This window comes from Vibrio sp. PNB23_22_6 (genome assembly GCF_052877535.1).
Genome location: NZ_JBNFXP010000018.1, coordinates 16,232 through 30,205, shown reverse-complemented (window position 1 = coordinate 30,205; position 13,974 = coordinate 16,232). Strand labels below are relative to the sequence as shown.

The following is a 13,974-nucleotide window of genomic DNA, read 5'->3' as shown; positions in this document are numbered from 1 at the left end:
TTCTATCAAGGTTACTTAGTGTGTAAGCCTTTTTTCTCCAGTGCTTTGTAAATCAAAGTCTGCTGGATAAGCGTAACGATGTTCGACACCAACCAGTATAGAACGAGGCCTGATGGGAAGAACAAGAAGAAGAAGGTAAACATAACCGGCATAAAGGTCATGATCTTCTGCTGCATTGGATCCGTTACGGTTGTTGGACTCATCTTCTGGATTAGGAACATAGACGCACCCATCAGTAGAGGCAGGATGTAGTATGGGTCCTGCGCTGAAAGGTCATGAATCCAACCGAAGAATGGTGAGTGACGTAGCTCAACCGATTCCATTAGTGCCCAGTATAGTGCGATGAAGATAGGCATCTGTAGAAGAAGAGGTAAACAGCCACCCAGTGGGTTTACTTTCTCTTTCTTGTACAGTTCCATCATTTCTTGGCTCATGCGCTGACGGTCATCACCGATGCGCTCACGCATTGCTTGCAGCTTAGGCTGTAGCATGCGCATTTTGGCCATAGATGTGTATTGCGCTTTTGTTAGTGGGTACATGGCACCACGAACAATGAATGTCAGTAGAATAATCGCCACACCCCAGTTGCCAACAAAGCCGTGAATCGTATCGAGCAACCAGTGTAGTGGCTGAGCAATAAACCATAACCAACCGTAATCTACGGTAAGGTTAAGATTAGGTGCGACTTGCGCCATCTGGTCTTGCAGTTTTGGACCAACCCAAAGTGTCGCAGTAAAGTTTGCACTGCCACCATCTGCGATAGTCTTATTCGGCATGCGAATACCGATATCACCCAGATTACCAATCACTCGAGTGTAGATAGTCGTACCTGGCTCATCACGTGGGATCCAAGCTGATGCAAAGTAGTGTTGAATAATAGCAGCCCAACCTTGTCCATTTGGTAGATTTACCGACAGATTGCGATCTCGCATGTCATCAAAGCTGTACTTTTCGTACTTAACATTTTCTGTTGAGTAAGCGCCACCAAGGTAAGTTGGCATGGTGATACTACCACCCGCGTCCATTAAGTTATGGCGTAAATGCGCGTACATACCTAGTGCCGCATTGTTGCCTGACTTATTGACAATATCGTACTCAACGTTCATGGCATAGCTACCACGTTTAAGTACGTAAGTCTTGGTATAGTCTATGCCATTTGCAGTAAAGGTCATTGGAACGCGCAGTTCGTCTTGGCCTTCAGCGAGCGTAAAGCTATCTGCACTCACGTTGTAGTGAGGGCGGTTAGTGCTGCTAACATCGATACCTTGAGGGCCCACGAGACCGCTTTGAGCGATATATTGGTGACCTTGGGTATCTTGTAACAGAACGAATGGGTCTGATGAGTCGAGCTCAGCAGCGTATTGGTTTAGATCGGCATGTACCACATCGCCACCAATGGTGTCGATCGACAGAGTTAAAACATCAGTCGTTACTGTGATAGTTTTTGCTGATGCTTGTTGTTGACCCGGAACTGGATCAAGCTCATCCGCAAAAGATGGTGCAGGTAGAGTACTGCTTGATTGAGCCTGTTCAACCGCTTGAGGTGCTGGATTCTTTGCGACTTGCCATTGTTGGAATAGCAAGAAAGAAACCAGTGCCAGAGCGATGAGCAGGATATTACGTTGAGAATCCATCGTTATTTATCTCTGTCTTGTTTTTGGACTGGTGGAATGGGGTCATACCCCCCTTCATTCAAAGGGTGGCATTTTAATAGACGTTTGCCTGATAACCAACACCCTTTTACAAAACCGTGAGCTCTCAGAGCTTCTAAAGCATAAGTTGAGCAGGTTGGAGTAAATCGGCATCGAGGACCAATCAGAGGGCTTATAAACCAACGGTAGAGATAAATGAGCCCAATGGCTATCCACGAGAGGGGCGAGACAGGCGATGCCATAGCTTATCAAACAACTTTAAAATTTCCTCATTGCTTAAATCTTGCGCGCTTTTCTTAGCAATCACAACAAAATCTTTGTTTGGAAGCTGATGTTGTTTGTTACGAAAGCTTTCACGAGCCAAACGTTTAAAACGGTTTCGGCCAACGGCGGTTTTGATTTGCTTTTTCGGAACGGCTAAACCTAGTCGAGGATGAGATAGGTCGTTATTACGAGCAATGATGGTGAAATGAGGCGAACCAGCACGATGAGCTTGCTGGAAGACGTTTTGATAATGCTCGGGAGTTAACAAACGTAACTCCCGATTAAACGCGAACGTGTTCAAAATAAACTAATGATTATTTTGATAGGCGCGCACGGCCTTTTGCACGACGTGCGTTAATAACTTTACGACCGTTCTTAGTTGCCATGCGAGCACGGAAGCCGTGAGTACGCTTGCGCTTTAGAACTGTAGGTTGAAAAGTGCGTTTCATGATAATTACCTTTACTGATCAGTAGTTTTAGGTTCTTGTTAAACCCGGCGTGGGCAATATGCTTTCTTTATATAAAGAAGCTCTTTATATAGAGAAGAACAACCGACGCCTCTCAACAAAGAGGCGGAATTGTAATCACACTCACATAATGTGTCAATGACTCATGAGTATGAAATTCCGGCCGGGCGATTATACGTAGTGTGAGTAAAATCTCAAGGATCGATTGATCTTGATGCTTGATCTTTACTCGATTCCCCCTTGGTTAAGGAATTTTTGTAATCTTGGATCCTGTGGATTGTCGAAAATATCCTGTGGAGAACCTTGTTCGACAATGTTACCCTCAGCCATGAAGATCACTCGATCCGCGACCTCTTTAGCGAATTGCATTTCGTGTGTGACCACTAGCATGGTTTGGTGCTGATTGGCTAACTTCTTCATTAATGACAATACTTCGCCAACCCACTCAGGGTCGAGTGCGGAGGTCGGTTCATCAAAAAGCAACAGTTCTGGTTGTAAGGCCATTGCGCGACCAATACCGACACGTTGCTGCTGACCACCTGAAAGGGCGGCAGGGTAGCTATCTCCTTTGCTCCCAAGACCGATATCATCGAGGATTTGCTGGGCGCGCTTCATTGCTTGGTCTTTTTTCCAACCGCACACCGTGATCAAGCCTTCAGCGATGTTCTGACGCGCATTCATATGAGAAAATAACGCATAATTCTGGAAAACAAACCCAGTGCGGCGGCGCAGAGCTAATACTTCGGCTTTGGTATGCTTTTGTGTATCAACTGAGATGTCATCGATGGTGATGCGACCTTCATCCGCTTGCTCAAGGAAGTTAATGGTGCGCAGCAGTGTCGATTTACCCGTACCGCTAGATCCGATAATCACAATGATCTCACCTTGTTTAATATCGAGATCAATGCCTTTGAGTACTTCAGTCTCGCCAAAGCGCTTGTGGATATTTTCTAATTTGATCATCGTACGTATGCCTTATTCAATTTCACTTCTGCCCAAATTTGCACGCGAGTCAACACCACCACGACGCCCCAATAAATCAGTGCGACAGCTAAGAAGGCTTCAAAGAAACGGAAACTCGATGAGGCTTCCATTTGTGCTTTGGCCATGATTTCTGCCACACCAAGTGTGAAGGCGAGGGATGTCGACTTAATCATATCAATGAAGTAATTCATTAATGATGGCAAAGCAACGCGTGTCGCTTGAGGCAAAATGACGCGGCGCATCGCTTGTGTGGTCGTCATACCCACTGACAAGCTGGCTTCCATTTGGCTACGATCAATGCCGATAATAGCGGCACGAATACTCTCTGCCATGTAAGCGGCAAAGTGTAGAGTTAAGCCAATGACCGCCGCAGAAAAGGCATCGAGTCCGACCATGAAAGGGAACACTTGCGGCAAGCCATAGTAAAGCAAAAACAGTTGCACCAACAACGGAGTGCCACGGAAGAAACTGATATATAGCTGACTCAATTGATCAAGAACTGGGAGCTTAAAAACACGAATATTGGCTAAAATGACGGCTAAAATCAGTGAAAAGATTAACCCCCATGTGGCCATTTCCATGGTTGTGCCAAGGTACTTGAGTAGTATCGGCAGTAGCTCTAACATGTAATTAAAATCAAATCCCATACGACTTACCTTGAGAAAAGAAAAGGTGGAATACGAAGTTCCACCTTGTCATTGAGTTAAAAGGATGCGAGATAAAGCGCTGCGTCCTACAAAGAAGAGAAGTTTATTTCGTGATGTCAGCACCAAACCATTTCACCGAAATCTTCTCTACTGTACCGTCGGCACGCATTTCAGTGAGCGCTTTGTTGACGTGTTCCTGTAGAGTACGACCTTTCTCGTTGTCGACGAATGGCCAAGCATTTTCAATGGTTTCAAACGGTTCGCCTGCTAGTTCTAGTGGCAGACTAGTTTTCTTAATCAACTCTAACGCAGACAAGCGATCCATGATGAAGGCATCAGCGCGGCCAAGTGCGACATCGTGCTCGATACCCGTGTCGTAAGTTTTGATATTGATCTTGCCGTCTTTATCGTGGCTTCGTAATAATTGCTCAAAGTTTGAACCTAAATTCACCGCGACGGTTTTTCCTGCTAGATCTTCGATGCCTTTGATGTTGTCGTTACCTTTACGTACCGTAATTTGTGCACCATCTACCACATAAGGGTCTGCGAAAAGATATTTGGCTTTACGTGCGTCGGTCATGGTTATTTGGTTTGAGATGGTATCAATGCGGCCCGTTTCTAACAGGCCAAATAACCCGGAAAAGTTCGCAGTCACGTACTCGATCTTGTAGCCGTTACGTTTACCAATCTCATCCCACATATCCACTTCAAAGCCTTGAAGCTTGTCTTGTTTAACAAAAGTGAATGGGAAGTAGCGACCTGACATACCCACTTTAACTTCCGTCGCGGCAGTATCGACAGCGGCTTGAACGGTGGCAGCAGATAAAGCGAAGGCGGCGACGGCAACCTTAATCCAGTTTTTCATAATGCATCTCCAAATTTTTATAGTTGGAAATACTACTGGTAATGTACTCAGTTAGATAAATAACCAAGTGAAATATCCTATAAGTTAGAGTAATAAGCTGCTTTTTATGGTTAAAAATCAAACCGAGGAAATGTTAGAGATTTAAGGGGTCCCCTACTTGATGTGATACAACAATCCAGTAAAAAAGCTCGAACGATCGATCTGCTGAGAAAATTCATGCACAGAGTTATCACCAATTTGATGATCGACGGCTTTATGCCCAAATGTGGATCATTGTGTGGGCAACTATGGGGCAAGGTGTGTTGATCTCATCAAGTTTGGGGGAATAATTGTGAATAAGTTAGATCTTATTCACTGGATCACCGATCAATTGCTAGCGATCTTGGTTATCAACAGGTAAAATTGCCAGTCTTTTCCGATAATTCAAATATTCAGTGGGGGCACCGTGTCATCTTCGCTTTGGTTGCAATGTTTGCAGCAGCTTCAAGAAGAGCTACCAGCTACAGAATTCAGCATGTGGGTTCGTCCGTTACAAGCGGAGCTCAATGACAATACTCTCACTCTTTTTGCGCCTAACCGCTTCGTTTTGGATTGGGTTCGTGATAAGTACTTAAACAGTATTAATCGTCTGTTGCAGGAATACTGTGGCAACGATATTCCTAATCTGCGTTTTGAAGTGGGCAGTCGTCCTGTGGCTGCACCAAAACCGGCACCGACACGTACTCCGGCGGATGTTGCTGCAGAATCGTCAGCGCCAGCACAACTGCAAGCGCGCAAACCTATCCATAAAACGTGGGATGACGATGCTCAAGCGATCGCAAACATCAATCACCGCTCGAACGTCAACCCAAAGCATAAATTTAATAACTTTGTTGAAGGTAAGTCCAACCAACTAGGTTTGGCCGCTGCGCGTCAGGTATCGGATAATCCAGGCGCGGCGTACAATCCACTATTCTTATATGGCGGTACGGGTTTAGGTAAAACCCACCTTTTACACGCGGTAGGTAATGCGATTGTGGATAACAATCCTAACGCCAAAGTGGTGTACATGCACTCTGAGCGTTTCGTGCAAGACATGGTGAAAGCACTGCAAAACAATGCGATTGAAGAGTTCAAGCGCTACTACCGCAGTGTGGATGCGTTACTTATCGATGACATTCAATTCTTTGCCAATAAAGAGCGTTCACAAGAAGAATTCTTCCATACTTTCAACGCGCTACTGGAAGGCAATCAACAGATCATCCTGACTTCTGACCGTTATCCAAAAGAGATCAACGGTGTTGAAGATCGTTTGAAATCTCGTTTTGGTTGGGGCCTAACGGTTGCGATCGAGCCGCCTGAGCTTGAAACGCGTGTAGCGATCTTGATGAAGAAAGCCGAAGACCACCAAATTCATCTCGCGGATGAAGTGGCGTTCTTTATTGCTAAGCGTCTGCGCTCTAACGTTCGTGAGCTGGAAGGGGCGTTAAACCGCGTTATCGCCAACGCGAACTTTACTGGTCGTCCAATTACGATTGATTTCGTTCGTGAAGCGCTGCGTGATTTGTTGGCTCTGCAAGAGAAGTTGGTGACTATCGACAATATTCAGAAGACGGTTGCGGAATACTACAAAATTAAAGTGGCCGATCTGCTGTCTAAACGTCGCTCTCGCTCGGTTGCTCGTCCTCGCCAGCTGGCCATGGCTCTAGCAAAAGAGCTGACCAACCATAGTTTGCCGGAAATCGGTGATGCATTCGGAGGTCGTGACCACACCACGGTACTGCATGCTTGTCGCAAGATTGAGCAGCTGCGTGAAGAGAGCCACGATATTAAAGAAGATTACTCTAACTTGATTCGCACCCTGTCTTCGTAATCGGTTAGAATGAGAGTATTCTAAGCAAATCATTAATTGAGCTGACAGCGTAAAGAGCCAAGCATGAAATTTACCATTGAACGTAGCCATTTAATCAAACCGCTACAACAGGTTTCGGGCGCACTAGGTGGCCGACCAACCCTGCCAATTTTGGGTAACCTACTGCTTAAAGTAGAAGAGAACGTGTTATCCATGACCGCGACCGATTTGGAAGTGGAATTGGTGAGCAAAGTGACTCTGGAAGGGGATTTTGAAGCAGGCAGCATTACGGTTCCTTCTCGTAAGTTTCTCGATATCTGCCGTGGTCTACCAGATGATGCCATCATCACCTTCGTATTAGAAGGCGATCGCGTGCAAGTTCGCTCTGGTCGTAGCCGTTTCTCTTTGGCAACCCTACCAGCGAATGATTTCCCGAACATTGAAGATTGGCAAAGTGAAGTCGAAGTCTCACTAAGCCAAGCAGAACTGCGCACTCTGATCGACAAGACTCAGTTCTCAATGGCGAACCAAGACGTACGTTACTACCTAAACGGTATGTTGTTTGAAATCGATGGTACGACACTACGCAGTGTTGCAACCGACGGTCACCGTATGGCGGTATCTCAAACTCAGTTGGGTGCGGATTTTGCGCAGAAGCAAATCATCGTGCCACGTAAAGGTGTGCAAGAGCTGGTTAAGCTTATGGATGCACCGGAGCAACCTGTTGTGCTACAAATCGGTAGCTCAAACGTACGCGCAGAAGTAAATAACTTTATCTTCACTTCTAAGCTTGTTGATGGGCGTTTCCCAGATTATCGCCGCGTAATGCCGCAAAGTACCAACAAAACACTAGAAGCAAGCTGTGATGAATTACGTCAAGCATTCTCACGCGCCGCGATTCTTTCAAACGAAAAATTCCGTGGTGTACGTGTGAATCTTGCGGGTAGCGAAATGCGCATTACTGCCAACAACCCAGAGCAAGAAGAAGCAGAAGAAATGCTCGACGTGACCTTTGAAGGTGACGCGATCGAAATCGGCTTTAACGTAAGCTACGTACTTGATGTGCTCAATACACTGCGCTGTGAAAATGTGCGCGTGTCGATGTCGGATGCCAACGCCAGTGCGTTGATTGAAAATGCAGACGACGACAGTGCCATGTACGTGGTGATGCCAATTCGTCTATAAGCCATCTGAATGCCACTTTCTCGTCTCATCATTCAGCAGTTTCGAAACATTAAAGCCTGTGATATTGACTTATCAGCAGGCTTTAACTTTCTTATAGGGCCAAACGGCAGTGGAAAAACCAGTGTCTTAGAAGCCATTTACTTACTCGGACACGGTCGATCGTTCAAAAGTTCACTGACCGGTCGAATCATCCAAAATGAGTGTGCAGAGCTGTTTGTCCATGGTCGTTTTTTGAACTCAGATCAATTTGAGCTACCTATCGGCATTAATAAGCAGCGTGATGGCTCAACAGAGGTTAAAATAGGCGGCCAATCTGGACAAAAATTGGCACAACTCGCACAAGTTTTGCCTTTGCAGTTGATACATCCGGAAGGGTTTGATCTACTAACGGATGGCCCAAAACATCGTCGTGCATTCATCGATTGGGGCGTGTTTCACACCGAGCCTGCTTTCTATGATGCATGGGGACGTTTCAAGCGTCTTAACAAGCAACGTAATGCACTGCTTAAAACTGCCAGAAGTTATCGCGAACTCAGTTATTGGGATCAAGAAATGACACGTTTGGCGGAAAACATCAGTCAATGGCGAGCACTATACATCGAACAGATGAAAACCGTAGCGGAAGCCATCTGTCAGACATTTTTGCCAGAATTTGAGATCCAATTGAAGTATTATCGTGGTTGGGATAAAGACACGCCCTACCATGAGATACTAGAAAAGAATTTTGAACGTGATCAGTCATTGGGTTACACCTTTAGCGGTCCAAACAAGGCTGATTTGCGGATTAAAGTGAATGGAACGCCCGTTGAAGACGTTCTGTCCCGCGGTCAATTAAAGCTCATGGTGTGTGCACTGCGTGTGGCGCAAGGGCAACATCTTACCGAGATGACCGGAAAACAATGTATTTACCTAATTGACGACTTTGCGTCGGAATTAGACAGCCAACGTCGAAAGCGTCTTGCGGACTGCTTTAAAGAGACGGGCGCACAAGTATTTGTAAGCTCTATCACTGAAAGCCAAATCGCCGATATGTTAGACGATACTGGCAAAGTGTTTCATGTGGAACATGGCAGGATAGAGTCAAACTAAAAGAGAGAAACTCATGTCTGAAAATTACGATTCATCGAGTATTAAGGTACTGAAGGGTCTGGATGCGGTACGTAAGCGTCCAGGTATGTACATCGGCGACACGGACGACGGCACCGGTCTTCACCATATGGTTTTCGAGGTGGTGGATAACTCAATTGATGAAGCGTTGGCAGGTCACTGTAAAGACATCGTTGTGACAATTCATGAGGACAACTCGGTTTCAGTTACAGATGATGGTCGTGGCATTCCAACAGAAATGCACCCGGAAGAAAAAGTATCAGCAGCAGAAGTTATCATGACGGTACTTCACGCGGGTGGTAAGTTTGATGATAACTCATACAAGGTATCAGGCGGTCTTCACGGTGTCGGTGTCTCGGTAGTGAACGCACTGTCTGAGAAAGTAGTGCTCACTATTCATCGTGGCGGCCACATTTATACCCAAACTTACCATCACGGTGATCCTCAAGCACCGCTTGCAGTGGTTGGTGATACAGATCAAACGGGGACACAAATTCGTTTCTGGCCAAGTGCCGAGACTTTCACCAATATTGAATTCCATTACGATATTCTAGCGAAACGTCTGCGTGAGCTTTCTTTCCTAAACTCTGGTGTTTCTATCAAACTGATTGATGAGCGTGAAGCAGACAAACATGATCACTTCATGTTTGAAGGTGGTATCCAAGCATTTGTTCAGCACCTAAACACCAACAAAACGCCAATTATCGAGAAAATCTTCCACTTCGACTATGAACGTGAAGATGGCATCGCCGTTGAAGTGGCAATGCAGTGGAACGACGGCTTCCAAGAGAATATCTTCTGTTTCACTAACAATATTCCACAGCGCGATGGTGGTACTCACCTTGCAGGTTTCCGTGCGGCATTAACGCGGACGCTAAACACCTTCATGGACAAAGAAGGCTTTTCTAAGAAAGCAAAAACAGCAACATCGGGTGATGATGCACGTGAAGGTCTGACTGCAGTTGTTTCGGTTAAAGTGCCGGATCCAAAATTCTCAAGCCAAACCAAAGACAAGCTAGTTTCTTCTGAAGTGAAATCAGCGGTTGAATCAGCGATGGGTGAAAAACTGTCTGAGTTCCTAGTAGAGAACCCATCTGAAGCGAAGATGGTATGTTCAAAAATCATCGATGCAGCTCGCGCTCGTGAAGCCGCGCGTAAAGCGCGTGAGATGACTCGTCGTAAAGGCGCACTAGACCTAGCAGGCCTGCCTGGTAAACTTGCAGACTGCCAAGAGAAAGACCCTGCGCTTTCTGAACTCTACATAGTGGAGGGTGATTCGGCAGGCGGCTCCGCAAAACAAGGCCGTAACCGTAAAAACCAGGCAATCCTACCGCTAAAAGGTAAGATCCTGAACGTAGAAAAAGCGCGTTTTGACAAGATGCTTTCTTCTCAAGAAGTCGCAACACTGATCACCGCACTAGGGTGTGGCATCGGTCGTGACGAGTACAACCCGGACAAACTGCGTTACCACAACATCATCATCATGACCGATGCTGACGTCGATGGTTCGCACATCCGTACGCTACTGTTGACTTTCTTCTACCGTCAAATGCCAGAGCTTATCGAGCGTGGCTACGTGTACATCGCTCAGCCACCACTGTACAAAGTGAAGAAAGGCAAACAAGAGCAGTACATTAAAGACGAAGACGCGATGAACCAGTACCAAGTGGCATTGGCACTGGATAACGCATCGCTACACGTAAATGCTGAAGCGCCAGCACTGGCAGGTGAAGCGCTAGAGAAACTGGTTCAGCAATACAATGCAGGCATCAAGCTAGCAGACCGCATGAGCCGTCGTTACCCAAGTGCATTGGTTCACGAGTTTATCTACACGCAGCGTCTAACGGCAGAGCAATGCCACGATGCAGCAGCAGTCGAAGCATGGACTAAGCAGCTTATTGAGCAGCTAAATGCGAAAGAAGTGGGCGCAAGCCAATACAGCTTCGAAGTTGAACAGCATGAAGAGCTAGGTTTCAGCTTGCCTAAGATCATTGTTCGTACTCACGGTGTGACACACAACTACGTACTGAGCGCGGATCTATTGAACTCAAAAGAGTACGCTAAGCTAGCGGATCTTTCTGAAGCATTAGATGGCCTGATTGAAGAAGGTGCTTACATCAAGCGTGGCGAGCGTACTCAACCAGTAGCAAGCTTTGCATCTGCACTTGAGTGGCTAATCAAAGAGTCGCGTCGTGGTCTAAGCCTACAGCGCTACAAAGGTCTAGGTGAGATGAACCCAGATCAGCTTTGGGAAACCACCATGGACCCAGAAACTCGCCGCATGATGCAAGTAACGATTGAAGATGCCGTTGGTGCCGATCTGCTGTTCACTACATTAATGGGTGATCAAGTAGAACCGCGTCGTAACTTTATCGAAGAAAACGCGCTTAAAGTAGCGAACCTAGACGTGTAGTCGATAAGACGCTGTCAAACATAATGAAAAACGCCATCTCGTAAGAGGTGGCGTTTTTTAATGGTTTGAATACCGAATACGGAGCGCTGCGCTAACCGAATACAGAACAGCTTGACGCGACTGAAAGGCAAACAGACGATAATCCGTAATCCGTAATCCGTAATCCGTAATCCGTAATCCGTAATCCGTAATCCGTAATCCGTAATCCGTAATCCGTAAAAAGTTTTTAGTTCCCCCTTGAAAGCCCATTTTTCGACCTTATATCTAGTTATGAAGAGGGATAGCTAGCTTGCTCAACAAGAGAAGAATAGCGCCTCAGGGATCGCTAAACGAGATCGCTCAGGAGAGGATACTCAGTATTGGCACACAACTTGACCCTAGATTCGACATCATGTCCCTGAACCTAAAGAGTAGGTCAGAGGAATGCATCATCGGATCCCTTAGCTCGGCGTTTTCTTGCATAAATGCGCCACGTGGATGACCTTCATCCGGGCTAAGACTATTGCTTAAAAGAGGATAGATTATGCGTAATGTAGATTTCTCACCACTATACCGTAATGCAATTGGCTTCGACCGTCTGTTCAACCTGATGGAAGCAAGCTCTGCGAAGAATACTTCTGGCGGTTACCCTCCATACAACATCGAGAAAAAAGACGAGCACAACTACCGTATTACTATGGCAGTGGCAGGTTTTGCTGAAGATCAGCTCGAGCTGACTCAAAACGAAAACATGTTGATTGTGAAGGGCGAGCGTAAAGCAGAAGAAGGCAAAAGCTACGTCTACCAAGGCATTGCTGAACGCGATTTTGAACGTAAATTCCAACTAGCGGATTACGTAAAAGTCGTTTGTGCATCAATGGAAAACGGCCTACTTCATATTGATTTAGTTCGTGAAATTCCAGAAGCAATGCAACCACGTAAGATTGCTATCGGTGGTAACAACCTGATTGAAAACAACTAATCAGTAAACCACCCGGATTATAGAATGAGAAAGAGCGCCTTCCATGATGGAAAAGGGCGCTCTTTTTAGTTTGGGCTTTCAACGTCACCATTCCAAAGAGAAGAGCGACTGAACTAGAAAATCTATTTACCTTCGCGATAAGCCTTTTCTACTTCTTCTGCGATAATTGCAATGCCTTTCTGCATCATCTCATCGTCTTGAACGTAGTTCATGCGTAAGCATTGATGAGCATGATCCCATTCGTCTTTCTGACCAATAAAGAAGTATTCACCCGGGACAATCAATACACCACGCGCTTTTAAGCGTTGGTACAACGCCATCGTGGTGATTGGGAGTTCATCAAACCATAACCACAAAAAGATAGCACCTTCCGGTTTGTGGATGCGGAATCGCTCATCGGTAATCGCTTCTTGGAGCAGTTCAACCGCACGTTGCGACTTCTGCTTGTAGAACGGCTTAATCACCTCTGAACTCAGTTTAAGCAGTTCTCCTTTACCAATGATGTGGTTTGCCAGTGCTGGGCCGACACTGCCCGGTGCTAGGCTGATGATGCCGTTCATGTTGGTTAACGCTTGAGTGATTTCTTCACTCGCAATCACAATCCCACAACGTACACCTGGCAGACCAAGCTTAGATAGGCTCATGCACAGGATAGTATTTTCATTCCAGAATGGTTCGACATCTTCAAAAATGATGTTCGGAAACGGTAGGCCGTAGGCGTTATCGATGATCAGCGGGATGTTATTGTCACGTGCCAGTTTATCCAACTTACGCACTTCTTCGTCTGTCAGTACGTTACCCGTAGGGTTAGTTGGGCGAGATGCACAGATCGCTGCAACAGAGTCATCGACTTTTAGCTGCTCAAAATCGACATGGTATTTAAATAGCCCATTCTCTAACAGCTCGATTTCTGGGTGGTAAGAGACAAAGATATCTTCATCAATCCCTGCATCACCGTAGCCGATGTACTCAGGCGCGATTGGTAGCAGGACTTTCTTGTGTGAACCATCGGGCTGTTTACCTGCCAGTAAATTGAACAAGTAGAAGAAGCCACTTTGGCTACCGTTAGTCAGGCTGATGTTCTTCTCACTGATGTCCCAGCCATAAGTTTCACGGAATAACTGAGCCAGTGCTTTAACAAACGCATCTTTGCCCTGCGGACCATCGTAGTTGGCGAGGGCGGCGACGAGCTCCCCACTGGCGAGCATTTCTTCACTGGCTTGGCGAAAGTAATCGAGCATGACAGGAATGGCGGCTGGGTTACCCCCACCGAGCATGATGGCACCTGGTGTGCGCAGACCATCATTCAAATCGTCCATTAACTGCGTGATACCGGAATACTGATTAAATTTTTCACCAAACTTAGAGAACTGCATTTGTCGTTATACCTAATTCATTGTGATTGCTTTGTGTATGTTTGTGCCGATGTTTTATCGGCTTATCGAGTAATCCTTGACCTTACCTCAATGCGTAATTAACGCAAAGTGTGAATTAAGCCGAAAAAGAAAAAAGTGTGTCATCAGACCAGGGGTACGAGAGAAAAAGGCAAAAAGAGCAATAAAAAAGGGAAGCTTATACTTCCCTTGCTGGTGGAGAGA

General features: G+C 46.0%; 13 protein-coding genes. 5 read left to right on the top strand and 8 right to left on the bottom strand.

The features are described from left to right. Window positions 1-11 precede the first annotated feature (11 nt). From yidC to ACVA54_RS14155, 7 genes are all read right to left on the bottom strand, one after another. Window positions 12-1,634 (bottom strand): membrane protein insertase YidC, encoded by a 1,623-nt coding sequence (gene yidC / locus ACVA54_RS14185; RefSeq protein ID WP_099080493.1) that lies wholly within the window; start codon window positions 1,632-1,634, stop codon window positions 12-14. A 2-nt stretch (window positions 1,635-1,636) separates the two neighbouring features. After that, entirely contained in the window at window positions 1,637-1,894 is a 258-nt protein-coding gene (yidD, locus tag ACVA54_RS14180) for a membrane protein insertion efficiency factor YidD (protein WP_099080494.1), read from the bottom strand. Then, on the bottom strand, window positions 1,861-2,184 hold the full coding sequence (gene rnpA / locus ACVA54_RS14175; protein ID WP_241214344.1) for a ribonuclease P protein component: 324 nt from the start codon (window positions 2,182-2,184) through the stop codon (window positions 1,861-1,863). Before rnpA ends, yidD begins: the two co-directional genes overlap by 34 nt. A gap of 46 nt (window positions 2,185-2,230) precedes the next feature. Further along, on the bottom strand, window positions 2,231-2,365 hold the full coding sequence (gene rpmH, locus ACVA54_RS14170; protein ID WP_005378825.1) for a 50S ribosomal protein L34: 135 nt from the start codon (window positions 2,363-2,365) through the stop codon (window positions 2,231-2,233). Window positions 2,366-2,608: 243 nt separating this feature from the next. Beyond that, entirely contained in the window at window positions 2,609-3,346 is a 738-nt protein-coding gene (locus ACVA54_RS14165; protein WP_446645841.1) for an amino acid ABC transporter ATP-binding protein, read from the bottom strand. Then, window positions 3,343-4,014, bottom strand: a complete 672-nt coding sequence (locus tag ACVA54_RS14160) for an amino acid ABC transporter permease (RefSeq protein ID WP_099080497.1) — start codon at window positions 4,012-4,014, stop codon at window positions 3,343-3,345. The genes ACVA54_RS14165 and ACVA54_RS14160 overlap by 4 nt, the downstream gene beginning before the upstream one ends. Before the next feature lie 103 nt (window positions 4,015-4,117). Beyond that, entirely contained in the window at window positions 4,118-4,879 is a 762-nt protein-coding gene (locus tag ACVA54_RS14155) for an amino acid ABC transporter substrate-binding protein (protein WP_099080498.1), read from the bottom strand. A 445-nt stretch (window positions 4,880-5,324) separates the two neighbouring features. Here ACVA54_RS14155 and dnaA point away from each other — a divergent pair, with 445 nt between their 5' ends. From dnaA to ACVA54_RS14130, 5 genes are all read left to right on the top strand, one after another. Continuing rightward, the gene (gene dnaA, locus ACVA54_RS14150; RefSeq protein WP_099080500.1) at window positions 5,325-6,731 is read left to right on the top strand and encodes a chromosomal replication initiator protein DnaA; all 1,407 of its coding nucleotides are present in this window, start codon (window positions 5,325-5,327) and stop codon (window positions 6,729-6,731) included. Between the two features lie 63 nt (window positions 6,732-6,794). Then, entirely contained in the window at window positions 6,795-7,895 is a 1,101-nt protein-coding gene (dnaN, locus tag ACVA54_RS14145) for a DNA polymerase III subunit beta (protein ID WP_099080501.1), read from the top strand. A 9-nt stretch (window positions 7,896-7,904) separates the two neighbouring features. Then, the gene (gene recF, locus ACVA54_RS14140) at window positions 7,905-8,984 is read left to right on the top strand and encodes a DNA replication/repair protein RecF (RefSeq protein WP_099080502.1); all 1,080 of its coding nucleotides are present in this window, start codon (window positions 7,905-7,907) and stop codon (window positions 8,982-8,984) included. A gap of 13 nt (window positions 8,985-8,997) precedes the next feature. Next, entirely contained in the window at window positions 8,998-11,415 is a 2,418-nt protein-coding gene (gene gyrB / locus ACVA54_RS14135) for a DNA topoisomerase (ATP-hydrolyzing) subunit B (protein WP_099080503.1), read from the top strand. A 523-nt stretch (window positions 11,416-11,938) separates the two neighbouring features. Further along, complete coding sequence (locus ACVA54_RS14130) at window positions 11,939-12,376, top strand: Hsp20 family protein (RefSeq protein ID WP_099080504.1); 438 nt, start codon at window positions 11,939-11,941, stop codon at window positions 12,374-12,376. 122 nt (window positions 12,377-12,498) lie between these two features. Here ACVA54_RS14130 and ACVA54_RS14125 read toward each other — a convergent pair whose 3' ends face one another. Beyond that, window positions 12,499-13,752 (bottom strand): valine--pyruvate transaminase, encoded by a 1,254-nt coding sequence (locus ACVA54_RS14125; protein ID WP_099080505.1) that lies wholly within the window; start codon window positions 13,750-13,752, stop codon window positions 12,499-12,501. Between the last annotated feature and the right edge of the window lie 222 nt (window positions 13,753-13,974).

What these genes read in the sequence shown, in the direction of transcription:
- yidC (WP_099080493.1), bottom strand. Translation starts at nt 1,634, where the DNA reads ATGGATTCTCAACGTAATATCCTGCTCATCGCTCTGGCACTGGTTTCT.
- yidD (WP_099080494.1), bottom strand. Translation starts at nt 1,894, where the DNA reads ATGGCATCGCCTGTCTCGCCCCTCTCGTGGATAGCCATTGGGCTCATT.
- rpmH (WP_005378825.1), bottom strand. Translation starts at nt 2,365, where the DNA reads ATGAAACGCACTTTTCAACCTACAGTTCTAAAGCGCAAGCGTACTCAC.
- ACVA54_RS14165 (WP_446645841.1), bottom strand. Translation starts at nt 3,346, where the DNA reads ATGATCAAATTAGAAAATATCCACAAGCGCTTTGGCGAGACTGAAGTA.
- ACVA54_RS14160 (WP_099080497.1), bottom strand. Translation starts at nt 4,014, where the DNA reads ATGGGATTTGATTTTAATTACATGTTAGAGCTACTGCCGATACTACTC.
- ACVA54_RS14155 (WP_099080498.1), bottom strand. Translation starts at nt 4,879, where the DNA reads ATGAAAAACTGGATTAAGGTTGCCGTCGCCGCCTTCGCTTTATCTGCT.
- dnaN (WP_099080501.1), top strand. Translation starts at nt 6,795, where the DNA reads ATGAAATTTACCATTGAACGTAGCCATTTAATCAAACCGCTACAACAG.
- recF (WP_099080502.1), top strand. Translation starts at nt 7,905, where the DNA reads ATGCCACTTTCTCGTCTCATCATTCAGCAGTTTCGAAACATTAAAGCC.
- gyrB (WP_099080503.1), top strand. Translation starts at nt 8,998, where the DNA reads ATGTCTGAAAATTACGATTCATCGAGTATTAAGGTACTGAAGGGTCTG.
- ACVA54_RS14130 (WP_099080504.1), top strand. Translation starts at nt 11,939, where the DNA reads ATGCGTAATGTAGATTTCTCACCACTATACCGTAATGCAATTGGCTTC.
- ACVA54_RS14125 (WP_099080505.1), bottom strand. Translation starts at nt 13,752, where the DNA reads ATGCAGTTCTCTAAGTTTGGTGAAAAATTTAATCAGTATTCCGGTATC.